This is a genomic window from Candidatus Tumulicola sp., assembly GCA_036490475.1.
Classification (GTDB): Bacteria; Vulcanimicrobiota; Vulcanimicrobiia; order Vulcanimicrobiales; family Vulcanimicrobiaceae; genus Tumulicola.
The window spans coordinates 910976-931788 of the sequence record DASXDT010000006.1 but is presented as its reverse complement, the minus strand read 5'-3'; the positions used below and the strand labels follow the sequence as shown (position 1 = coordinate 931788).

The following is a 20813-nucleotide window of genomic DNA, read 5'->3' as shown; positions in this document are numbered from 1 at the left end:
CTAGACGATCGCCTCGGTCGCCGCGACGATGCGCCCGACATCCAGATTGGCAATGCATGCGTAGTCGCGGCACCGCTCTTTGGTGTCCCCACGATGACACGGATACGACGGCCAAACGATCGCCGACACCGGCGCTAACGGCGCCCACCGTTCCGGAAAGTCGCTTTGAAACGGAAACACACCGACGGTCGGGCAGTCGACCGCAGCGGCAACGTGCATCGATCCGGTCGTGATGCCGACGAATCCGCGCGCACGTTGCGCGAGCGCGCCGAAACCTCCGATTCCGAGCCGGTCTGCCATCGAGACGACTACCGCGGAGCTGGATGCGGCACCCGCTGTCAAAGCGCCGGTCAACGGCGCATCGGCCGGCGACCCGGTTAGAACGATCGGACAATCGAAGCGCCGTTGCAACGCATCGATCAGCGACGCCCAGCCTTGCAGCGGCCAGATTTCGCGTTGCGACGCGACGGCGTTACACGGATTGACGATCAGAAATTCACCGGAAGTCAGGCCCGTGGCTTCGAGCGCTGCCGACGCTTCGCGTTCGTCGGCCTCGGTCGGCACGAACCGGTAGCGACGGTCGGCGGTGTCGCATCCGATCGCGCGGGCGTAGTCGAGCAGAATGTCGGACCAATGTGACGTCGTGTCCCCGTCTTCACTGCGTACGACCACCCGATCGGTAAAGCGAAACGAATACAGGCGGCGCGCTTGACCGACGCGCACTGGAATATGCGCGGCAGCCGGAATGCGAGCGTTCCGCGCCGTCGCCCAAGTCGTGACGCACGCATCGTAGCGTCGACCGGCGATCGTTTCGACGAGCGAGCGCTCGGGACGGCCATCGTCGATCAGCACGTGGTCGACGTCGGGAACGCGGGCCAGCAATTCGGCATGCGACGCCAATGCGAACGCATCGACCGTTTCGAACCGTTGACGCAGCGCGCGCGCGACGACCGACGCAACCAAAGCGTCGCCCAGACCGCCGCCGGCACATGACAGAAGCGCCCGGCTCATCGCCCCGCGTCGTCGACGGGCCGGCTGCTCGACAGTTCCCGCACGTACAACTGGTCGAGAAAGCGCGCGCGGGCGATCGCGCGCAGCCAAGGAGGTAAGCGATCCCAGGTGGCGGCGCCGGCGTATGCGGGCAACACCCATTGCGGCGTTAGTCGTGCCCGCCAGAAATTCAATGCGTATGCGCCGGTTGCGGCGCGCGCACGCCGCGACGGATGTTTCGCGATGAATTTGTGCGCCATGCGCGCCCGCTCGACGGTCTTGCGGGCTTCCACGTCGAGCGAGTTCTCGGCCGCGAGCTTAACGTGCCAGATCGCCGCGTCCCACGCAAAACGGCGGCGCACGCCGGCTTCTCGTAAGCGGACGCCGAGTTCTGTATCTTCCCACCCGTACAAATCGAAGCGCTCGTCGAATCCGCCGACTTCGCGCAACGCCTCCCGGGGCACCGACACGTTGCAGGTGCAGAGAAACGCTCCCGAATAATTCGCGGGCGTCGGCTTCGGATAACTGTCATACGACGGAACGTTGATAATCGGACCGTTCACGACCGTTCTCGAGTGACCGTCGTGCGCGCGCGCGTGCGCCGCGAGCCAATGGCGCGGCGCTTGCACGTCGTCGTCGCAGAAAACGATCAACGCGCCGGACGCATCTTCGATCCCCCGGTTTCGCGCTTTACCACGATTCGGTTCGGCCTCGTAGAGATAGCGAACCGGGTAGGGACCGCGATTCGCCTGCGCTTCGACGATCGCTGCGGTAGCGTCGGTCGAACCGTTGTCGACGACCACTACCTCGAACGCGGGCGCCGCACGCTGCAGCTCGAGCGAACGAAGCGCGCGGGCCAGCGTCCGCGACCGATCTTTGGTCGCGATGACGACCGATACGTCCATGTCGTTTCCCACTACCCGGCTAACGCGAGTAACGATGCAGCCATGCGGTCGGCGGCGCCGGCCTGATCGCGATAGAGCTGCCCGAGCCGGCTGCCGGCGTCGGCGAGCCACGATGCGTCATCATAGCGTTCCAACGCGACGCGCGCGATGCGTCCGGGCGTCACCGTGCCGTGCAGTTCGTGGATTAGCATTTCGCGGGCGTCCATGTTGGGCTGCGTGTGGAATTCGAACCGTCGCGCCACCGCCATCGCGACCGACCGTTTCAGCGGCACGCCGACCAGCGGCACGCGGTCCAGATAGGTGAGCGGTCCGTTCACCGCGACCAGCTCGGGAGCGTTGTACGGCGTTACCGCCACGGCCGGCTTTCCGAGCGCCGCCATCTCGATCGTTTTGGTGCCGGGAATCGTCAAGACCAGACGGGCGCGCAGCGCGGCCGAAAGCGCCCGGAACAACACCGGAATTCGGTGGCGGCCGTCGAGCGATTCGAGAAACCAGCTGTCGCCGGCGTGCACCATGCGACCGCGTTGGGCGAACACCCGCGGGTCGCCGCCGCGCTCGATCGCCGTGCGCATTTGCAGCGGCGACGTGAACGGCGACAATCCGAACGCGATCGGAATCTCCGGACGTTCTTGCAACAGTTTGAGTGCGGCCGTAAAGAACAGCGGAAACAGGTGTGCGACTTCGTGCGGGCGCGCGCCCGGCATGATCAAAATGCCGTCGTCAGGCGTACCCGGTTCCGGATCGGCTTGCGCTTCCAGCAACGCGCCGTCGATTGCCAGATTTCCGACCAATTCGATGCGCTCGGACGGCGTGCCCCAGCCTTCGAGTTGCGCGACGTTCGCAGCATCGACTGCAAACGCTCGATCGAACGTCTTGCTGTACCGCTTGCGCGAAAACTTATAGGTGGCCGCACGGCCCTTGAGACGCGCGTGCAGGCGGCCGGCGTGCAGCAAGTCGCCGCCGGCGTATTGCACCACGTCGACGCGATCGGGAACACCGGGAACGTCGCGGCCCAACGCAAAGCGCACGTATGTTTTCGGGTCGAAGACGCGGGCTTGCGGAAAGAAACCGCGCACCGTTTTCGCCTCGTGTCCGGTGGCATAATCGTCGGGAACCAGAAACACGCAGGCTTCGGTTTCGGGTGCCCGCCGGTACAGGGCGCGCAAGAGCGGGCGAACCCAACCGGCGACTTCGCCCGGACCGTTAGCGCTGAGAGCGATACGCATCGAGAACGGTGTTTAGAACGTTCGCAGGATGCGCGCGATCGTGTCGGTCGTGCTCGTTCCCCAACGGTGCGGTGCGAGAACGATACGTCCTCCGTGTTGCAACACGACCGTCCGTTCGGGAAGCTCGTCGGCACGATATTGATCGCTCTTGACGTGCACGTCCGGGCGGACGATTTCGAGCAAATCTTCGGGCGTCGACTGTGAAAATCCGACCACGGCGTCGACGCTGCGTAACCCCAGCAGCATTTCGGCGCGTTGCTCGAAGGGGACGATCGGACGCGAGGCTCCCTTGAGCCGGCGCACCGATTCGTCGTCGTTCAACCCAACGATTAAGGCGTCGCCCTGCTGGCGCGCCCAGGTGAGATAACCGACGTGACCGGCGTGCAGCACGTCGAAACAACCGTTGGTGAAGACGACGGTCTTACCGGCGCCGCGAAGCGCTTCGCGCCACACGCGAGCAGCGGCGGAATCGAAGAGCTGCGGCCGCGAATCAAGCGCCATCGTGTGCGACCAATGCAAGGATTTCGTCCGGCGAGGCGGTGGCGGTACCGAGTTTCTCGACCACCGCGCCGGCCGCATAGTTGGCGAGTCGCACGGCTTGCGCGATCGAAGCGCCGGCCGACAGCGCGACGCCCAGCGTGGCGACCACCGTATCACCAGCACCGCTAACATCGAACACCGTCCGCGCGACGGAGGGGACGCGCAGGCGTTCGCCGTCGCTCCCAAACAGCGCGATACCGTGTTCGCCGCGCGTTACCACCGCGTACCGGCATTGCAAGCGGTCCAGCAATTTCATTCCGATCGCTTCCAGAGTCGCGTCGTCACGGGCGATTTGTCCGGTGATAGCCGACGCTTCGTGCAGATTCGGTGCGATGCACGTGACGCCGCGAAAGACGTCGACGTTCTGCGGTTTAGGATCGGCCAACACTAAATCGCAGGCCATTGCGGCTTCGACAACTTCGCGCGACAACAAGCCTTTTCCGTAGTCGCTCAGGATTACCGCATCGCTGTTCGCCGCGCGCTCTCGCACGAATGCTACGATGCGGTCGCGTTCGGCCGGTGGCGGAGGTGCGGTCGATTCCCAATCGGCGCGCACGACTTGTTGGTGGTGCGCGACGACGCGTGTCTTACGGGTCGTCGGACGGTCGTCGAGCGCTATAATGCCGCGAGCATCGACGCCGGCATCGCGCAGCAACTCGCGGACCTGCGGTGCGAAGGTGTCGTCGCCGATCGTCGCAACGAACGTTACATCGGCACCCAGCGCACGCAAATTCTTCACCACGTTGCCGGCGCCGCCCAGCGTAAACGAATGCCGGTCGACGGCTACTACCGGAACCGGAGCCTCGGGCGAGATCCGCGACACCGTTCCCCAAATCCATTCGTCCAGCATGACGTCGCCGACGACCAGCACGCTGCGCCCGCGCGCACGCTCGAAAATCGCGCGTGCGTCGAGCGGAAGCATACCGGCGGTCATGCGATGCCGTCGTCGAAGATCAGGCGCTGCTCGACCAGATCGCACACGATGTGTGCCATGACTTGATGCACTTCCTGAACGATTGCGGCGTAGCCGTCCGGACCGATCAACGAAAGATCCGCTTCGGCCGCGGCCGGGCCGCCGCCGTTTCCGGTAAAAGCGACCGCCGTCGCCCCGCGCGCGCGTGCCGCTCGAAGTGCTGCGACGACGTTCGCCGACGTGCCGCTGGTCGTCAGGCCGATCACGACGTCGCCGGGATGAACGAAGGCTTCGACTTGACGCGCGAACACCCGATCGTATCCGTAGTCGTTGCCGATGCACGTCAACGTCGACGAGTTCACGGACAGCGCTTCGCTATGCAAGCCCGGCCGTTCGCGCAAATATCTGCCGGACAGTTCGGCGGCCATATGCTGCGCCTCGGCCGCGCTGCCTCCGTTACCGCACCACAAGACTTTCTTGCCGTCGCGTAACGCGGTGACGACCGCGTCGACGATCGCTTCGACCTGTTCGCGGTAATGCGCAGCGTCGAGCAATCCCGTGCGATCGGCGAGCAGTTCGCCGAACCCGCGGCGTCCCATGACGTCCTTCGGCGTTACGGCTCGATCCAAAAAAGCTCCGCACCTTGTGAGACCAATTCGCCATTTTCCGGCACGATGCGAACGACGGTACCGGCGTAATCGCTCTGAATCTCGTTGAACAGTTTCATCGCTTCGAGGATACACACGACCGTGCCGCTCTCGATGCGCTGGCCTTCAAGCACGAACGCTTCGGCGTCGGGCGAGGACGAACGGTAAAAGACGCCAGTCAACGGCGCTACAATTTTCTTGACGTTCGCACCGGCGCGCGGAGCGACGGCGCCGCTTTCGGGAAGGGGCGAACCGGCCGTCGCCGTGCCCGCTTCACCGCGGCGTGTCATCTCGTAGACCGCGTCGCCGACCTTGATTTTCAGACGATCCAAATCGTGCTCGTGCATCAGCTCGAGCAGCGTTCGGAGGGTCTGCAGTTCGGCGTCGCCCTCGGCGCGGGGGTCGCTATCTTGCATTGGTGTTCGTGTTTCGGCCCGGCTCCCTCACGGTGCCTCGTTTTGCCCGAAAATCGCGGCCAAATCGACCCCCGGCCCTTCGAACGACTGCGTCGGAAGCGCTCGTTCGGAACGATCCGTCAAATCGCGTAACAGAACGTGCCCGGCCGCGAGTTCGTTGCTGCCCGCCACCAGCGCGTAGCGCGCCCCATTACGGTCGGCGATCTTGAGTTGCGCCAACAACTTGCGATCCGAGTAGTCGGCGAAGACGGGCTGGGAAAGCGTTTCCCGAAGCCGCGCGATCAGCGGAACGAGCTGGGAGAGTGCGGCCTGACCCAAGGCGACCACTTGAACGCCGCTTCGCGGCCGCTCGGCAGCTTGGCCCAGCGCATCCAGGATCAGCAAAAAGCGTTCGAGGCCGAGCGCGAAGCCGACCGCCGGAACCGCCGGTCCGCCCAGCTCCTTAACCAACCCGTCGTATCGTCCGCCGCCGCAAACCGTACTTTGCGCGCCCAACGCGCCCGACGTAATTTCGAACACGGTGCGGTTGTAGTAATCGAGCCCGCGAACGATACGCGAGTTGACGACGTACGGTATGCCGATCGCGTTCAGGTACGCTTTGAGGGCTTCGAAGTGTTCGCGGCATGCGTCGCACAGCGAACCTTCGAAAGCCGGCGCCGATTCGACGAACGGCCGGTCGGACGGATCTTTGCTGTCGAGCACGCGCAGCGGATTACGCTCGAGCCGGCGGCGCGATTCTTCGCTGAGTTCGTGCGCGTGCGGCCGAAAATGGTCGAGCAATGCCTGACGATACACCGGCCGGCAGACGGCGTCGCCGATCGAATTGACGTTCAACACCACGTCGTTCAGCCCGTACGCTCGCGTCAGTTCCCACGCCATCGAGATGACCTCGGCATCGGCTTCGGAACCGGCCGCGCCGAAGCACTCGACGCCGAACTGATGCGACTGCCGGTAGCGGCCCTTTTGCGGACGTTCGTACCGGAAGATCGGGCCGATGTAAAACAGACGCGTTTCGCCGTCCAGCAGACGCCGCTCGAGCGCAGCGCGCACGACCGGGGCGGTCCATTCCGGACGCAGCGTGAGTTCGCGGTCGCCACGATCGCGAAACGTGTACATCTCTTTTTCGACGATGTCGGTCGCATCGCCGACACCGCGCACGAATAACTCGGTGGCCTCGAACGCCGGCGTGCGGATCTCGGCGTACCCGAACCGATCGGACAACGAACGGATTCGCGCCTCGAGTTCGCTCCATCGGCGTGATTCGGGCGGCACGATGTCTTGCGTTCCGCGCGGCGCGGTTACGGTGTGAGCCATGGGCGCAGGCTGTTCGCAGCGCGGGTAGCGGTTTCCGCGCTGGCCCGCGGGCGTGTGCGGGGGATTGGAATCCGTGACGCTCTCCTTCGCAGTCGTTACCGTCGCGGCACTCGCGTTGCTCCCAGCCGAAACGTCGCGCAGCGTTTTGGCAGCTGCAGCCTCGGCACTCTACGAAGCCGTGCCGTTTCTTGCGCTGACGGCTCTCCTATCGCGCATCGTCCCGGCGTGGGCCGTCGCGTTCGCGGGATGCGGATGTACGCTCGGGCCGTCGGCGCGCTCGGTTCCCGCAGCCTTCGCACTGGCGCTCTCCTTCGGACCCGGCGTCGCGCTCGCACGGGTGGCGGCGGCTGTCGCGGTGGCCGCCGGTGCGAAGCGACTTCGGCCAGCCGATGCGTGTGGGCACGTCGCGCAACCCGCCTCCGAACTGGCCGCGCTGGTACCGGCGGCGCTGGCCGCAGGGGCATTGCAGCAGGCCGCCGCGTTCGATCTGCACGGGCTGGCACCGGCACTCCAATTCGTTGCCGGCGCGCTGGCCGGCGGGTTGGCCGCACCGTGCGCATTGGGTACTGCGGCATTGGCGGCGACGCTGCATGGCTCCGCACCGGCCGCCGCAGCGGGACTTCTGTGCACGGCAGGCGTGATCGACGCCCGCGTCTTCGTCCGCGCCGCGCGTTCCACCGGTCACGACGCGCTCGCGTACGGAATGCTCGCGACGGCGCTACTCGCGGTTGGAATACACCGCGGAAACGGATTGGTGCATCCGGTCATCGGCGTCGCGCTGCTGCCGTGTGCCGCAGCCTGCGCGGCGTTCGCATACCGGTACCGCCGGCAGGCGTTGGGTGCCGCGCGCGTCGCTCCCGCACTCATGCTAGCCGGCGCGTTTGCCGGAGCCTCCGCTCCGCAGTACCGCGCGTCCGAAACGACGATGAATGGCTTGTTCGCCGGCGAGCGATTGACGTTTACCGGCGCGCTGTCGAACGGCGATGTCGTGGCGCGTTACGCAATCACGTGTTGCCGCGCGGACGCCGCGCCGATTGCGGTGCGCTTGTCGCGCCGGCTCCCGTTTGGCGAAGGCACCTGGCTCTGCGTCGACGGCGCGATCGTTACCGGTCCCGACGGCGCTCTCCGGCTCGAACCCGCTGCAGTGCGACGCGTCGACCCTCCGGGCGATCCGTTCGTGTATCGCTGACGCTAGTCTCCGCGCCCTCGCTCCAGCACCTCGATTGGAATGCCGTTCGGGTCTTCCACGAACGCTATCGCGCGCGTCCCGCTCGGCGCCTTGTAGACGTCTTTGATAATTTTGACGCCCGCGGCGCGGAGTCGATCGATGTAGGTTCGCAGATCGCCGTCGGCTTCGATCGCCAGATGTTCGTACCGATTACCGAGTTCGTACGGTGGATGCTCTTCTAAATCGTACACCAGCTCGATGTACGCATTCCAATCGTGGCCGACGAACGCCATGTCGGCGTTCCCCGGATGATGGTTCGGGCCGCCCAGTAATTTCAGGCCCATCTTGGCCGTATAGAATTCGATCGACTCGTTCATGTCGTTCACGAAGATCGACGTGTGTAAAAAGCGCGGCACGATCAGTGCGTGAAGTAGCGGTAGGTAGAGAAGACCAGCGCGACGTCGAGCCGGTCGGCGGCTTCGATCACGAGTTCGTCGCGAATGGAGCCGCCGGGCGCGATGATGGCGGTGCAGCCGCCTTCGACCGCCGCTTCGAGGCCGTCCGGAAATGGAAACGATCCGTCGCTCGCACACGCCGCGCCGGTAACCGCGGCGCGAATGGCGGCGATCCGAACCGCCGATACGCGATTCGTTTGGCCGGCGCAGATGCCGCGCGTCGTTCCGTTTTTAGCGATCACGATGCCGTTCGATTTGACGTGCCGTACGACGTCCCAGGCCAATGCAATGTCGTGCCATTGTTGCGGTTCCGGCTGCCGTTTGCTCACGACCCGCCATCGTTCGGGCGGAGCCGCCGGATCGTTATCTTCAGCCAACACGCCGCTCAACGCGCTACGAACGCGCAGCTCGCCGGCCAACACGTGCGGAAGATCTTCGTGGAAACGCATGACCCGCAAATTTTTCTTTTTGCACAGCAACGCCAGCGCGTCATCGTCGAACTCCGGCGCCGCGACGATCTCCAAAAAGAATTTCGATAGCGATTCGGCTGCCGCCAGATCGATCCGCGCGTCGGTGGCGACGATGCCGCCGTAGGCCGAAATCGAATCCGCCGCCAACGCTTCCGCAATCGCCAGATCGACGCGCGAGCGTTGCGCGACCCCGCACGGAATCGTATGTTTCACAACGACGGCGCGCACGTAGCGCTCGTGCTCGCTACCGAAATCGGCTCCCAGCGCCGCGCGCGAAAGCAACCGAAGCGTCGCGTCTAAATCGAGTAGATTGTTGTAGCTTAGCGTCTTGCCATGCAGCTGTTCGGGCAGACGATCGCGGCGATCGAGATAAAATGCCGCGCGTTCTTGCGGATTCGTGCCGTAGCGCAATCGCTTCACGAGCGGCAGCGTCAGAGCCAGCGCGCCGGGCAACTCGCTCGGCGGCACTTCCCCGGCGGTCGCGAGATAGTGCGAGATCGCGACGTCGTATTCGGCCGTCCGCTCGTATGCGACGATCGCCAGGCGGCGCCGTAACGCCGCCAAATCTTGCCCGGCGGCCAACGCTGAAAGAAACGATTCGTATTGCGACGGGTCGGTCAAGATCGATACGTGCGCGAAGTTTTTTGCGGCCGCGCGCAACAGCGCAACGCCCCCGATGTCGATCTGCTCGATCGCATCGCTCAACGTCACCCCCGCCCGCCCGACCGTATCCTCGAACGGATACAGATTGACGGCGACGACGTCGATCCGCGGAATCGCATACGTTTCGGCCTGGTGGGCGTGATCGGCGTCGTCCCGGTCGTATAAAATCCCACCGAAAATTTTTGGATGGAGTGTCTTGACGCGTCCGCCGAACAGTTCCGGGAAGCCGGTGATGATGCCGGCACCCCGCACGGCGACGCCACATTCTACTAGGTGCGCGCGCGTACCGCCGGTCGCGTAGATTGCCATGCCGCGCTCGATCAGGGCACGAGCCAATGCTTCGGCGCCGGTTTTGTCCGAAAGCGACAGCAACGCCGTTGGGCGCGCCTCAGGCAAGTGACAGCTCCGGCGCGAGCGGTGACAGCTCGGCCGATACGATCGCGCTGACGCCCGGCTCGCGCATCGTCACGCCGTAGAGCCGGTCGGCGAGTTCCATCGTCCGCTTGTTGTGGGTGACGATGATCATCTGCGCGTCGGCCGAGAACTTCCGGATCATGGCCGCGAATCGCTCGACGTTGGCGTCGTCCAGCGCCGCATCGACTTCGTCGAGCAGGTAGAACGGCGACGGCTTGACCGTCATGAGCGCGAAGATCAACGCTGCCGCCGTCATCGCGCGCTCACCGCCCGACAGCGCGGCCAGCGGCATCGACTTCTTACCGGGCGGCGCGACCGCGATCTCGATGCCGGTTTCGGAAAGATTTTCCGGATTGCTCTGCCACATCGACGCCGTTCCGCCCGGGAAAATCTCGGCAAACGTTTTCGCAAACGCGTCGGCCACTTTTGCAAACGTTTCGTTGAACTGCGCCTGCGTCTGAAGCTCGATCTCGCGAATCGACTCCAGGAGCGTTTCGCGGGCAGCGGTCAGGTCGTCCATTTGCGTGCGTAGAAACGTTTGGCGCTCGTTGACTTCGTCACGCTCGGCCTCGGCGTTGAGATTCGCATTGGTCGCCAGACGCGCGAACTCTTCGCGCAGTCGCGGTAAGTCGTCGACCACCTCGTCGGGCTCGCCGGCGTAGCGCGCTTCGACGTCGCGACACTCTTCCTCGTCGGCCGGGTTGGCCGCGAACTGCGATACGAGCATACCGAGCTCCGCATCGATCTCGGCTAAACGCGTACGATCGCGCTCGCCCACGCCCGACGCCTCGCGTTCGGTCTGTTCGGCCAGCTTCAAATCGGCTTCGACTTCGAGCTGCGTTGCTGCGATGCGGTCGCGATCGCGGCGGGCGTGCTCGAGCGCCGCATCGCCGTCGTTCACGCCGCGCCGCTCTCCCTCGATACGAACGTGCAGCGAGCGCGTCTCATCGGCCAGCGTTGCGATGTCGGCCAGCATCAATTCTCGCGCACCGATCGCACGCTTTTCGTCGACGTCGAGAATCCCCAATCGAGCGCGCGACGCGTCGCGATCGGCGCCAAGTCCCGCGAGACGTTCGCGGATGTCCGACGCTCGCGAAGCCGCATGCGTTTGTCGTTCTTCGGCCTGGCCGATCGTGGAACGCGCTTGTGCAAGGTCACCTTCGAGCCGCGTGCGGTCGGCGTCCGTTTCGTCGCCGGCGACGGCGGTCGTTTCGGCCACACGCCGTTGCTCGCGCGACTCGCGCTGTAAAACCGCCAATTCTTCGACGCGCGCACTTGCTGCGGCCGACTCGGTCTCGGTGCGCCGCGCCTCGGTCGCCGCAGCCGCCGCTTGGGCTCGCAACTCGGCCATCTGCAGGTCGAGATTCGCCAGCCCACGACGCTCGTTTTCGCGCGCGTCGATGGCCGTTTGCGCGCGTTCGTGGGCGGCTTGTAAGGCGGCTTCGCCACGCGCTAAGTTCGCACGGAGCTCGATCAGCGTTTCGCGCAACGTCCTGGCTTGCACGCGCCGCGACAAAATCGACCGCTCTCGTTGAAAACGGCCGCCGGTAATCGCGCCGCCGCCGGTAATCTGCTCGCCGCTGAGGGTAACGACGGTGTCGCGCAAGCCGCGTGCGCGAACCAGCTCGATGCCGGTTTGCAGCCGGTCGACGATCAACACGTTGCCCACGAGAAAATTGACGATACTCCGGAACCGCTCGTCAGTCTCTACCAATGCGTGCGCGTACCCGATCACGCCGGGAACGCGGCCTAACTCGTCGGGCAGCACGCGCCCCTCGCGATTGCGTAGCGTATCGAGCGGTAAGAACGTCGCGCGACCGGCCTCTTTGCGGTTGAGAAACTCGATGCAACGCTCCGCGCCTTCCGAGGTTGTCGTGACGACGTTCGAAAGACGCGCGCCGAACGCGACGTCCATCGCTCGAGCGTATCGCTCGTCGATCGTTACTAAGTTCGAAACGATGCCCTCGATGCCGCTCAACTCGCCGCGCTGCCACGCTTCGACCACCGCACGCGTCCCGGGCACGTGACCTTCTAAGTTGTTCTCGAGCTCTTCGATCGTGTGCAGCCGGGATTCGGCGCCGGTAACGGCCGACATCGCATCGCGATGGCTCGACAGCGCAGCGGCCAAGACGTCTTGGGCCTCCGACGCTTCGCGCTCTGCGCTTTCGAGGCCGGCAGCGTTATCGCGCCGGACGTCTTCTAACTCGGCGGTACGCTCGCCACGTTCGCGCAATCCATGCGCCGCCGATCCCGCTGCAATCGCCAGCTGCGCCGCACGTTCGCGCGCGGCCTCGAGGTCGCGATCGGCACGTTCCGACTGTGCGCGCAGATTTTCCGCCTGGACGCGACGCTCCGCGTTCGCAGTCGCGCGCTCGGCAGCCGCGGCTTCCACCTCGCGCAACTGCGTGAAGATCTGTTCGAGCGTCGAGCGCGCCGCCGTCAGGGCGTTCGCTGCCTCCAGCTCCCGTTCGCGTGCTGTATCGAGTTCTTCTGCGAGCGGGGCGATCTCGCGCTCGCGCAGTTCGATCGTGGCTTGCAACGTCGTGCGTTCTTGCTGGGCGCGCGCGGCGTCTTGCGCGGTCTGCGTGGACTGGCCTTCCAACGCCTCGCGTCGCGCTAGCGACGCCGCGTAATCGGCTTCGAGTCGCGCGAGCTCGGCACGACGCGATTGCACGTGCGTTCGCGCTTCTTCGAGTGCGAGTTCTTGCCGGTATGCATCCGTGCGCGCGCCGGCGAGTTTGGCTCCCAAGCTCGCGACGTTGGCGGCCGCCGCAGCGCGCCGCGCTTCGCCTGCATCTAACTGCGCACGCACCATTTCCCGCTCGGCGCGACGCGACGCGCCGGCCCGCAAATAGCCGAGGATTTCGAGGTCGCGAACGCGAGCGCTGACTTTCCGGTAGCGCTTTGCACGACGTACTTGCGTTTCCAATTCGGGGACGCGGCGCTCGAGTTCGACGATCAGGTCGTTGAGCCGCACCGCATTGCGTTCGGTTTGTTCCAGCCGGCGCATCGACTCGTTCTTACGCGCTAAGAACCTTCCGATTCCGGCGGTCTCTTCGAACAGCACGCGCCGGTCGGTGGGTTTGCTCGTGAGTATGGCATCGATCTGTCCTTGCGAAATCATCGCATAGGACCCGACGCCCAAGCCGGTTCCCGAAAGTAAGTCGGCGATGTCGCGCAAGCGAACCGGAGACCGGTTGATAAAATATTCGCTGTCGCCGGTACGATACGTGCGCCGGGTAATTTCCACTTCCGCAAACGCGACCGGCAAGCGTCCGTCGGAATTATCGAACAGCACCGAGACTTCGGCCAAGCCGAGCGGCTTGCGCGAATCGTTACCGGCGAAGATCACGTCTTCCAATTTGCCGCCGCGCAAGCTCTTGTTGGACGTCTCTCCCAGCGACCAGCGGAATGCGTCGACCAAGTTCGATTTGCCCGAGCCGTTCGGTCCGACGATGGCCGTAATGCCCGGCGAAAACGTAAGCGTCGTCGGGTCGGCAAACGTCTTGAATCCAAATGTCTTGACGTGCTTGAGCTTCATGTGCGCTGTCCTAAGCCTGCAAGCGCATCGGTTGCGGCAGCGCGCTGCGCGGCCTTCTTCGACGAACCATTGCCGGTTCCCAACTCCTTGCCTGCCACACTCACGGTCGACTCGAACGCGGGAGCCTGCGGAGTTCCGTCGTCGACTTCGCTATACATGGGCGTAGCCGATAGATGTTCCTGCGCGTAATGTTGCAGTCGCGTCTTTGGGTCGACCAAATCGCGAAGGCGCCCGGAAACCTGCTCGACGTGCTCGGCCAGCAAGAAGCGCCGCGCTTTGTCGAGTCCGTAGCGCAAGAACACGGCGGCAACGAATGCTTCGAAGGCATCCGCTAATACCGACGTGTTGCCGGTTCCGCCCGAAGCGCGCAGACCCGCACCGAGTTGGATGATCGACGAAAATCCCAGCCGCCGCGCGGTTTCCGCAAGTTCTGCGTCGTTGACGATCGCGGCTTTGCGCAACGTCAACATGCCTTCTGGTTCTTGGCCGAACCGCTCGTGCAGCCACTCCGCGGTAATAAACCCAAGAACCGAATCGCCCAAAAACTCCATGCGTTCGTTGGATTCGATCCCGCCTTCGCGCGCGTAGCTTTCGTGCACGAAGGCGCGCTCGACGATCGCAAGATCGCCCGCACGTTCGACACCGGCCAGCCGCAGCAGGTCGCGCAGCCGGCGGCGATGCGCCTCGCCAGCCAGAATCGGTCCTAACGTACTTTGCCGAAGACGATCACGCTGTTGTGACCGCCGAATCCGAACGAATTGGAGAGTGCCACCCGAACCGGCGCCCGGCGCGCGATGTTGGGCACGTAGTCGAGCGTACACTCGGGATCGGGAAATTCGTAGTTGATCGTGGGCGGCATAATGTCGTCGGCGACGGCCAGGACGGTCGCTACGCCTTCGATTCCGCCGGCCGCACCCAGCGCGTGGCCGTGCATCGACTTGGTAGAGCTGACCCCCATCCGCGTCGCATGATCGCCGAATGCTTTTTCGATGGCCTTCGATTCGGCTGGGTCGCCGATCGGCGTCGACGTTCCGTGCGCGTTGATATAGTCGACGTCGGCCGGCGCGATGCCCGATTTCTCGAACGCGCGCGTCAGTGCCAACATCACACCGGTGCCGTCGGGATCGACTGCGACCAGGTCGTACGCATCGGCGGACTGGCCGTAACCGAACATCTCGCAATAGATATGCGCGCCGCGCTTTTTCGCGATTTCGTACTCCTCGAGCACCAGCACGCCGGCGCCTTCTCCCAACACAAAACCGTCGCGCTCGCGATCGAAAGGACGGCTCGCGCGGGTGGGGTCGTCGTTTCGGGTGGACATAGCGCGCATCGACGCAAAGCCGCCGATCGCCAGCGGCGACACCGTCGCCTCGCTGCCGCCCGTGATCATCGCATCGGCGTCGCCGAACGCGATGTAGTTGTATGCGGTCGCGATCGCATCGTTTGCGCTGGCGCACGCACTTCCGGCCGAAAAAATTGGGCCGCGGAAGTTGTGGCGCATGGAAATGTGCGCCGCTTGCGCGTTCGACATCAGCATAGGTATGAAGAAGGGAGTGACTTTCGACCACGTCCCGTTCTCGCTGGCCTTTTCAGAATTGAGCCAAAACGTGATAATACCGCCGATGCCGGTACCGAGTACCGCTCCGACGCGCGAACGATACTCCGCGTCTTCGGGAAGCCGCGCGTCGGCGATCGCCTCGGCCCCGGCGACGACCGCGAACTGCGTGAAGCGATCCATACGGCGCGCCTCTTTGCGTCCGAGCAGTTCCTCGGGTGCCCAATCTTTGACCTCGGCCGCGATGCGCGTTGCGAACAGCGTCGCGTCGAATGCGGTAATCGGAGCAACGCCCGACTCACCGGCGACGCAGTTTCTCCAGAAGTCCTTACGGTTGTTTCCGATGGGCGTCACGGCGCCGAGGCCGGTTACGACCACGCGGCGGCGCTGCACCCGGGTAAGAGAATCGTTCAAAGCTCCAGCAAGTTACGGCGGCGCCGAATCCGTCCCTTTTCAAGCCCGCTTAGCGCCGTGCGACGGCGGAACGAACGATGACTGCAATCAGTAATCCAAGCGCCACGAGCGCGATGCCTACCCCCGCCAGCATGGCGACGCGAGCCAATTCGACCCTCCGGGCAATGCCCGCGCAGCGAGCGAAGCCGTCGGAAAGCTCGACCTGCGCACACCAAGAGATACGCCAGCGCGCCCGCCACATGCCCGACATCGGCGAACCGAACGCCGGCCATCCGCTGGACATGGCGCCCCACGAGCTGCGCGCTGCTGCATCGGTTCCAAGGCGTTCGTGCAACGCGAGTGCAGTTTTTGCATCGATGCGTCCGACGTTCCACATCGAGTCGAAACGTCGCGGGCCGCTCCACGCTTGTGCGGTTTCATCGAACGTGTAGGCGTCGACGTCTCGCAGCGTCGCATCGCGTCCGACGTGCAGCGCATAGAAGGAGGGATTGTTTTCGTAGATTGGGGAGACCGCGCCGAGCACGACGATCGGAACGTCGCCCGCGACGCGCACATCGAAACGATGCGTGTGTCCGGCGAGCGCAAAGGCGATTCGGTTGCGAGGATCCGCGATCGTTTGAGCGAGCCGTTCGTTCCACGGCAAACGCAAGAACGGCCACGCCAAAAAGCCGCGTGCGATTTGGGTGGAATAGGCATCGTAGCCCGGCGGCACGTGCATCAAGACGACGTTGCGAATGCCCGGCGGAGTAGACGGCAGCGTCGTATCGAGCCAATCGATCTGCCGCTGCGGTGAAGCGGCGACGCTGCCCGGGCACGGTCCGCGACTCATCTGCGAATAGACGACCGTGTCGAGCACCGCCACCCGGATGCCCTGAAACGGGCGCAGCGCGTAGTAGCCGTCGCGAGCCAGGGCGGCTTGAGCGCTCGCCGGGGCGCCACGCAGGATGAGCGGAGCCCACACCGCGGCCAGTGCGCGAGCGTACGGCGTCCCGAAATCGGTGCGATAGTCGCCACAGGGTGTGTCGTTGTTGCCGAGAGCGACGGCGAAACGGCTGGTGGGAAAGGCGCGCCCCAACGCCCGTGCCACGATCGCCATCGTCCGCAATCCGGCTGCGTCGGCCGACGCCTGATGCTCGTGCGAGCGCAGCCCGAAGTGGTGCGCGAGGAAGTCGCCCGGCAAGACGATCAGGCTTGGGTTGGGGGCGGCGGCGTGCATAGCGCGCAGGAGCGACGCGAGCAGAGCGGCGTTCCCATCATGGCCGTAGGGCGACGGTTCGGCCGAGCGGTCGAACGGATTGAGATGGATGTCGCTCACGACAAGCCAGGTCGCATCCCCCGGATCCCTGGGCTTCGGAGCGGCAGCGGTGAGCGCCAGTACCAAGAGGAAGGCGGAGAGAATGCGGGCCATCACCGGGGCGATTCGCCCGAAAAGCCTCCAGGCCCGGTGACTTGTCCTTGACGCTCCGGCGACTCCGCATCTATAATCAGTGGCTATCTGTCGTCGGCTCGGCCGGGGGCAGTTCTTTTGTTCGTGTGAGGAAGATTTTCGATGAAGCGGACTTTTCAACCGCACAACCGCCGGCGCAAGCGCGTCCACGGTTTTATGGAGCGGATGAGCACCAAGAACGGCCGCAAAGTGTTGGCGCGCCGCCGCAAGAAGGGGCGCCATCGCCTGACGGTCTAATGCGCCGTTTTGCAGCCCTGCGCCGCCGGGCCGATTTCGGCCGGCTCAAGCGGGGCGGCCGGCGCATGACGACCCCCAGCGTGACCATCTACACCACCCCCGCCGCCCCGGGCGATTCCGTTTCGCTGGTCGGCATCACCGTGAGCGCATCGATCGGAAAAGCCGTTGTCCGCAACAAGCTGCGTCGCCGTATCGCGGCGATCGTGAACGAACTACTCGGCCCGAGCCGAGTACGCATACTTATCGTTCCGCGCCCGTCCGCCGCCGCGCTGACGTTCGGCGAACTACGCGCCGAGCTGTGTTCGCTGGTTTCTCGATAACGTGCGCGCCGCCACAATCGCGCTACTTCGCGCGTACCAACTGGTCATCTCACCGTACATGCCGGCCGCGTGCCGCTTTTATCCCACTTGTTCGCAGTACGCGATCGACGCGGTGAACGAGCATGGGATCCTGCGCGGAAGCCTTTTGGCGCTCGCGCGGTTGGCACGCTGTCATCCGTTCAATCCCGGCGGCGTCGACTTCGTCGTTCCGGCCCACGCTCGCGCTTCGCGTAAAGGAACCCGGCTTCGTTGCACCCGCTCGCACACGTAATCCTCGCAACCTCGTGGCTCGATCCGATCGTCAACGCGCTGTCGTGGCTCGTTTTAGAGATCAATCGCCCGATCAATAATCTCGGAATCACGCTGGTCCTCTTCGCCGCGCTGATCCGGATCGTGTTCTGGCCGCTCAACGCGGCACAGTTCAAGTCAATGCTCAAGATGCAGTGCGTCGCTCCGCAGATCAAGAAACTGCAGGAGCGCTACAAAGACAAAGCCGACGCCGCCAAGCTGCAGCAAGAAACGATGGCGTTGTACAAGCAAAACGGGGTCAACCCGTTGGCCGGCTGCTGGCCGATGCTGGTACAGTATCCGTTCATCATCAGCGTGTACTACGTCGTACTCAACCACAAGTCGCTGTTCGAAAATCAGGACTTTTTGTGGATCGGCTCGCCGCTGTCGCTGTCGATTCCACATATCATGGCGATCAGTCTGGCGCACAGCGACATCATTTTACTCGTGCTGTACGCGCTGTCGATGTATCTGAGCGTCCGGTTCGGCAGCATGCCGGCAACCGATCCGCAGCAAGCCAGCATGCAGCGCACGATGTCATTGATCTCGCCGTTGATGCTCGGCTTTTTCGGCTGGAAGTATCAGTGGCCGTCGGCGATGGTCGTGTACTGGCTGTCGTACAACATCTTCACCATGGCGCAAACGTTCTACATGCTTCGCCGCTATCACGAACCGCTATCGTTTGCCGACAGCCAGCACCTCGTCACCGACGACGGGCCGCTTCCGCCCCAAGCAGCCAAAGCAATTTCGAAAAGCTCCGGCGGCAACGGTGCGGCCAAAAAGAGTGCCGGAACGAACGGCAATCGCCCGAAGAAAAACAAGAAAGGCGCGTAATCGTAATGTTATACGAAGACGATTTCGAATACGAAGAACAACCCGCCAACATTCGCGACCGGGCAATTCCGGGCCGTCCCGGCGGAGACAACCGCGTGCAGCGCGGCGGCGACGGAGCCCGTCGCACCGGCGGACGCCCGCCGGGCAACGGCCGTCGATACGGTGCGCCGTTGCATCGATCGAGTGCCACGCAAGAGCATTTCGATCTTCCCGACAACGCCAAGCCGGCACACGACATCCTTGCCGAGCTACTGCGACTGATGGGTCTGCAAAACACCGAAATTCATTACATCCCGCGCTCGGAAGGTGAATATCTGGAAGTCACCGGCCCCGAGTTGGGCATGTTGATCGGGCGTCACGGCAACACGCTCGAAGCCATGAACCTCGTCATCAACAACGCCCTCAACGCGGGCGTTCGCAACAATCGCCGCTATTACACGGTCGATGCCGAAGGCTATCGCGCTCGCCGCGCCGAGCATCTCAAATCGCTGGCGCTGGCGACGCGCGACCGTGCGATCCGCGAGAGTTCGCCGCAACGTCTCGAACCGATGCTGCCGTCGGAACGCAAGATCGTGCATCTGGCGCTGACCGAGTTTCCGGACGTTCGGACCGAGTCCGAAGGCGAAGAACCGGAACGCCGGGTCGTCATTTTTCCGGCCTAGACCGCGAGTTGGGCGGCGAAACGATCGTCGCTCCGGCGACGCCGCCCGGCCGTGGTGCGCTGGCCGTCGTTCGTGCTAGCGGACCGGGCGTTCGGACGCTGGCAGCCCGTCTCGTTCGCGGCCGCAGCCTTCTGCAGCCGCGCGTTGCAGCTCGAGTCGAAGTGCTCGACGAAACCGGCCGCGCGATCGACGATGGCCTGGCGCTGTTCTTTCCGGCGCCGGCGAGTTACACCGGCGAAGACGTACTCGAGCTCCAGCTGCATGGCTCGCCGGTCATCGTCCGCGAGGTCGTTCGGGCGTGGATCGCCTGCGGTGCTCGTTATGCCGATGCCGGTGAATTCACGCGGCGCGCGTTTCTGAACGGCAAACTCGGACTGCATCAGGCCGAAGCGGTGGCCGACCTCATCTCGGCCGAAACGCGCTCGGCCGCTCGTGCCGCTCGCGCTAACCTGGCCGGCGGACTCACCGCCCACGTCGCGGACGTTCGCGCGGGTTTACGCGACGCGCTCGAGCTGTTGGCAGCGGCGGTCGACTTTCCCGATGAAGTCCCCGACCCGGATCCGGCCGTTTTGCTGGCGGCGATCGAGGCTGCGATCGTGCGTCTCGAGGGCCTGCAGCGCGACGGCGAGCGCGGCCGCCTGGTGCGAGAGGGCGTTACGGTCGCCATCGTGGGACCGCCCAATGCCGGCAAGTCTTCGCTCCTGAATGCCCTGCTCGGCGAAGATCGTGCCATGGTGTCGGAGATCGCCGGAACTACGCGCGACACCATTGAGGAGTCGATCGCCATCGGCAACGTGCCGGTGCGCCTCGTCGATACCGCCGGCATCCGCTCCGGCGCCGGACGGCTCGAGTCGGAAGGCATCGAGCGAACGCGACGGGCGCTCGATGGGGCGCGGGTCGCGCTGCTCGTGATCGACGGTTCGATGCCGCTCGACCTGACCGCGCGCGAGCTTTTGGATCGGACGGACGGCCGGCCACGCGTGGTATTTTTGAACAAGGCCGACGCCGGCGATGCGGGTGCCCGCAGCTACAACGGGCCGGACGCCGTTCGCGGCAGCACGTGGGATTCCCAAACCGTCGAACGGATCGAGCGCGCGCTGGCCGTCGCCGGATGGAACGGCGAAGATCCCGACGTCGAGCGGCCGCATCTCGCCGCCCTGCGCGAGTTCGACGCCGTCAACGAGGCACTGGAAGCGTCGAACCTCGCGGCCGCGACCCTGCGCCGCGGCGAACCGGTCGATTTGATTACGGGTGAGTTGCAGCGCGCCATCGCCGCGCTCGGCCACGTTACCGAAAATGCCGCCGCCCAAGAGCTGCTGGACCGTATATTCGCTCGGTTTTGCATCGGCAAGTGATCGCGTTCGCACACCGACAGCGCATGATTTCCGCATGCG

At 64.5% G+C, this 20813-nt stretch carries 21 protein-coding genes; 7 read left to right on the top strand and 14 right to left on the bottom strand.

The window, feature by feature from the left end:
- The 8 genes from VGF98_11845 to hisS are packed head-to-tail and all read right to left on the bottom strand — an operon-like array spanning window position 1 to window position 6951.
- Complete coding sequence (locus VGF98_11845; protein HEY1682324.1) at window positions 1–1011, bottom strand: glycosyltransferase family 9 protein; 1011 nt, start codon at window positions 1009–1011, stop codon at window positions 1–3.
- Window positions 1008–1895, bottom strand: coding sequence for a glycosyltransferase (locus VGF98_11840; protein ID HEY1682323.1), 888 nt, complete (start codon window positions 1893–1895; stop codon window positions 1008–1010). The genes VGF98_11845 and VGF98_11840 overlap by 4 nt, the downstream gene beginning before the upstream one ends.
- A gap of 11 nt (window positions 1896–1906) precedes the next feature.
- Complete coding sequence (locus VGF98_11835) at window positions 1907–3121, bottom strand: hypothetical protein (GenBank protein ID HEY1682322.1); 1215 nt, start codon at window positions 3119–3121, stop codon at window positions 1907–1909.
- Window positions 3122–3133: 12 nt separating this feature from the next.
- Complete coding sequence (locus tag VGF98_11830; GenBank protein HEY1682321.1) at window positions 3134–3622, bottom strand: adenylyltransferase/cytidyltransferase family protein; 489 nt, start codon at window positions 3620–3622, stop codon at window positions 3134–3136.
- Window positions 3612–4595, bottom strand: a complete 984-nt coding sequence (gene rfaE1 / locus VGF98_11825; GenBank protein HEY1682320.1) for a D-glycero-beta-D-manno-heptose-7-phosphate kinase — start codon at window positions 4593–4595, stop codon at window positions 3612–3614. The genes VGF98_11830 and rfaE1 overlap by 11 nt, the downstream gene beginning before the upstream one ends.
- Window positions 4592–5203 carry an SIS domain-containing protein gene (locus VGF98_11820; GenBank protein ID HEY1682319.1) on the bottom strand — a complete coding sequence of 204 codons (612 nt, stop codon included), beginning with the start codon at window positions 5201–5203 and terminating at the stop codon, window positions 4592–4594. Before VGF98_11820 ends, rfaE1 begins: the two co-directional genes overlap by 4 nt.
- Window positions 5188–5637, bottom strand: a complete 450-nt coding sequence (locus VGF98_11815) for a biotin/lipoyl-containing protein (GenBank protein ID HEY1682318.1) — start codon at window positions 5635–5637, stop codon at window positions 5188–5190. Before VGF98_11815 ends, VGF98_11820 begins: the two co-directional genes overlap by 16 nt.
- 27 nt (window positions 5638–5664) lie before the next feature.
- Window positions 5665–6951, bottom strand: a complete 1287-nt coding sequence (gene hisS / locus VGF98_11810; protein HEY1682317.1) for a histidine--tRNA ligase — start codon at window positions 6949–6951, stop codon at window positions 5665–5667.
- A gap of 73 nt (window positions 6952–7024) precedes the next feature.
- On the opposite strand from hisS, the gene VGF98_11805 reads away from it, so the two are divergent.
- Complete coding sequence (locus VGF98_11805) at window positions 7025–8140, top strand: hypothetical protein (protein ID HEY1682316.1); 1116 nt, start codon at window positions 7025–7027, stop codon at window positions 8138–8140.
- A gap of 2 nt (window positions 8141–8142) precedes the next feature.
- Here VGF98_11805 and VGF98_11800 read toward each other — a convergent pair whose 3' ends face one another.
- From VGF98_11800 to VGF98_11775, 6 genes are all read right to left on the bottom strand, one after another.
- Window positions 8143–8535: a VOC family protein gene (locus VGF98_11800; protein HEY1682315.1), complete on the bottom strand. Its 393-nt coding sequence runs from the start codon at window positions 8533–8535 to the stop codon at window positions 8143–8145.
- 2 nt (window positions 8536–8537) lie between these two features.
- On the bottom strand, window positions 8538–10103 hold the full coding sequence (purH, locus tag VGF98_11795) for a bifunctional phosphoribosylaminoimidazolecarboxamide formyltransferase/IMP cyclohydrolase (protein ID HEY1682314.1): 1566 nt from the start codon (window positions 10101–10103) through the stop codon (window positions 8538–8540).
- A complete protein-coding gene (smc, locus tag VGF98_11790; GenBank protein HEY1682313.1) occupies window positions 10096–13662 on the bottom strand; it encodes a chromosome segregation protein SMC in 3567 nt (1188 codons plus the stop codon). The genes purH and smc overlap by 8 nt, the downstream gene beginning before the upstream one ends.
- Window positions 13659–14261 (bottom strand): ribonuclease III, encoded by a 603-nt coding sequence (rnc, locus tag VGF98_11785; GenBank protein HEY1682312.1) that lies wholly within the window; start codon window positions 14259–14261, stop codon window positions 13659–13661. The genes smc and rnc overlap by 4 nt, the downstream gene beginning before the upstream one ends.
- 104 nt (window positions 14262–14365) lie before the next feature.
- Window positions 14366–15631 carry a beta-ketoacyl-ACP synthase II gene (fabF, locus tag VGF98_11780; protein HEY1682311.1) on the bottom strand — a complete coding sequence of 422 codons (1266 nt, stop codon included), beginning with the start codon at window positions 15629–15631 and terminating at the stop codon, window positions 14366–14368.
- A gap of 49 nt (window positions 15632–15680) precedes the next feature.
- Window positions 15681–17039 carry a metallophosphoesterase gene (locus VGF98_11775; GenBank protein HEY1682310.1) on the bottom strand — a complete coding sequence of 453 codons (1359 nt, stop codon included), beginning with the start codon at window positions 17037–17039 and terminating at the stop codon, window positions 15681–15683.
- A gap of 141 nt (window positions 17040–17180) precedes the next feature.
- Between VGF98_11775 and rpmH the strand changes: the two genes are divergently transcribed.
- Genes rpmH through mnmE form a run of 6 tightly spaced genes read left to right on the top strand, consistent with a single transcriptional unit; the run spans window position 17181 to window position 20774 of the window.
- Window positions 17181–17315 (top strand): 50S ribosomal protein L34, encoded by a 135-nt coding sequence (rpmH, locus tag VGF98_11770; GenBank protein HEY1682309.1) that lies wholly within the window; start codon window positions 17181–17183, stop codon window positions 17313–17315.
- Entirely contained in the window at window positions 17315–17635 is a 321-nt protein-coding gene (gene rnpA / locus VGF98_11765) for a ribonuclease P protein component (GenBank protein HEY1682308.1), read from the top strand. The genes rpmH and rnpA overlap by 1 nt, the downstream gene beginning before the upstream one ends.
- Before the next feature lies 1 nt (window position 17636).
- Window positions 17637–17906, top strand: coding sequence for a membrane protein insertion efficiency factor YidD (gene yidD / locus VGF98_11760; GenBank protein HEY1682307.1), 270 nt, complete (start codon window positions 17637–17639; stop codon window positions 17904–17906).
- Window positions 17885–18757 carry a YidC/Oxa1 family membrane protein insertase gene (locus VGF98_11755; protein HEY1682306.1) on the top strand — a complete coding sequence of 291 codons (873 nt, stop codon included), beginning with the start codon at window positions 17885–17887 and terminating at the stop codon, window positions 18755–18757. Before yidD ends, VGF98_11755 begins: the two co-directional genes overlap by 22 nt.
- Window positions 18758–18762: 5 nt before the next feature.
- Complete coding sequence (locus VGF98_11750) at window positions 18763–19419, top strand: R3H domain-containing nucleic acid-binding protein (protein HEY1682305.1); 657 nt, start codon at window positions 18763–18765, stop codon at window positions 19417–19419.
- A gap of 8 nt (window positions 19420–19427) precedes the next feature.
- Window positions 19428–20774, top strand: coding sequence for a tRNA uridine-5-carboxymethylaminomethyl(34) synthesis GTPase MnmE (mnmE, locus tag VGF98_11745; protein ID HEY1682304.1), 1347 nt, complete (start codon window positions 19428–19430; stop codon window positions 20772–20774).
- Window positions 20775–20813: the final 39 nt, after the last annotated feature.

What these genes read in the sequence shown, in the direction of transcription:
- VGF98_11845 (HEY1682324.1), bottom strand. Translation starts at nt 1,011, where the DNA reads ATGAGCCGGGCGCTTCTGTCATGTGCCGGCGGCGGTCTGGGCGACGCT.
- VGF98_11840 (HEY1682323.1), bottom strand. Translation starts at nt 1,895, where the DNA reads ATGGACGTATCGGTCGTCATCGCGACCAAAGATCGGTCGCGGACGCTG.
- VGF98_11835 (HEY1682322.1), bottom strand. Translation starts at nt 3,121, where the DNA reads ATGCGTATCGCTCTCAGCGCTAACGGTCCGGGCGAAGTCGCCGGTTGG.
- VGF98_11830 (HEY1682321.1), bottom strand. Translation starts at nt 3,622, where the DNA reads ATGGCGCTTGATTCGCGGCCGCAGCTCTTCGATTCCGCCGCTGCTCGC.
- rfaE1 (HEY1682320.1), bottom strand. Translation starts at nt 4,595, where the DNA reads ATGACCGCCGGTATGCTTCCGCTCGACGCACGCGCGATTTTCGAGCGT.
- VGF98_11815 (HEY1682318.1), bottom strand. Translation starts at nt 5,637, where the DNA reads ATGCAAGATAGCGACCCCCGCGCCGAGGGCGACGCCGAACTGCAGACC.
- hisS (HEY1682317.1), bottom strand. Translation starts at nt 6,951, where the DNA reads ATGGCTCACACCGTAACCGCGCCGCGCGGAACGCAAGACATCGTGCCG.
- smc (HEY1682313.1), bottom strand. Translation starts at nt 13,662, where the DNA reads ATGAAGCTCAAGCACGTCAAGACATTTGGATTCAAGACGTTTGCCGAC.
- VGF98_11775 (HEY1682310.1), bottom strand. Translation starts at nt 17,039, where the DNA reads ATGGCCCGCATTCTCTCCGCCTTCCTCTTGGTACTGGCGCTCACCGCT.
- rpmH (HEY1682309.1), top strand. Translation starts at nt 17,181, where the DNA reads ATGAAGCGGACTTTTCAACCGCACAACCGCCGGCGCAAGCGCGTCCAC.
- rnpA (HEY1682308.1), top strand. Translation starts at nt 17,315, where the DNA reads ATGCGCCGTTTTGCAGCCCTGCGCCGCCGGGCCGATTTCGGCCGGCTC.
- VGF98_11750 (HEY1682305.1), top strand. Translation starts at nt 18,763, where the DNA reads ATGTTATACGAAGACGATTTCGAATACGAAGAACAACCCGCCAACATT.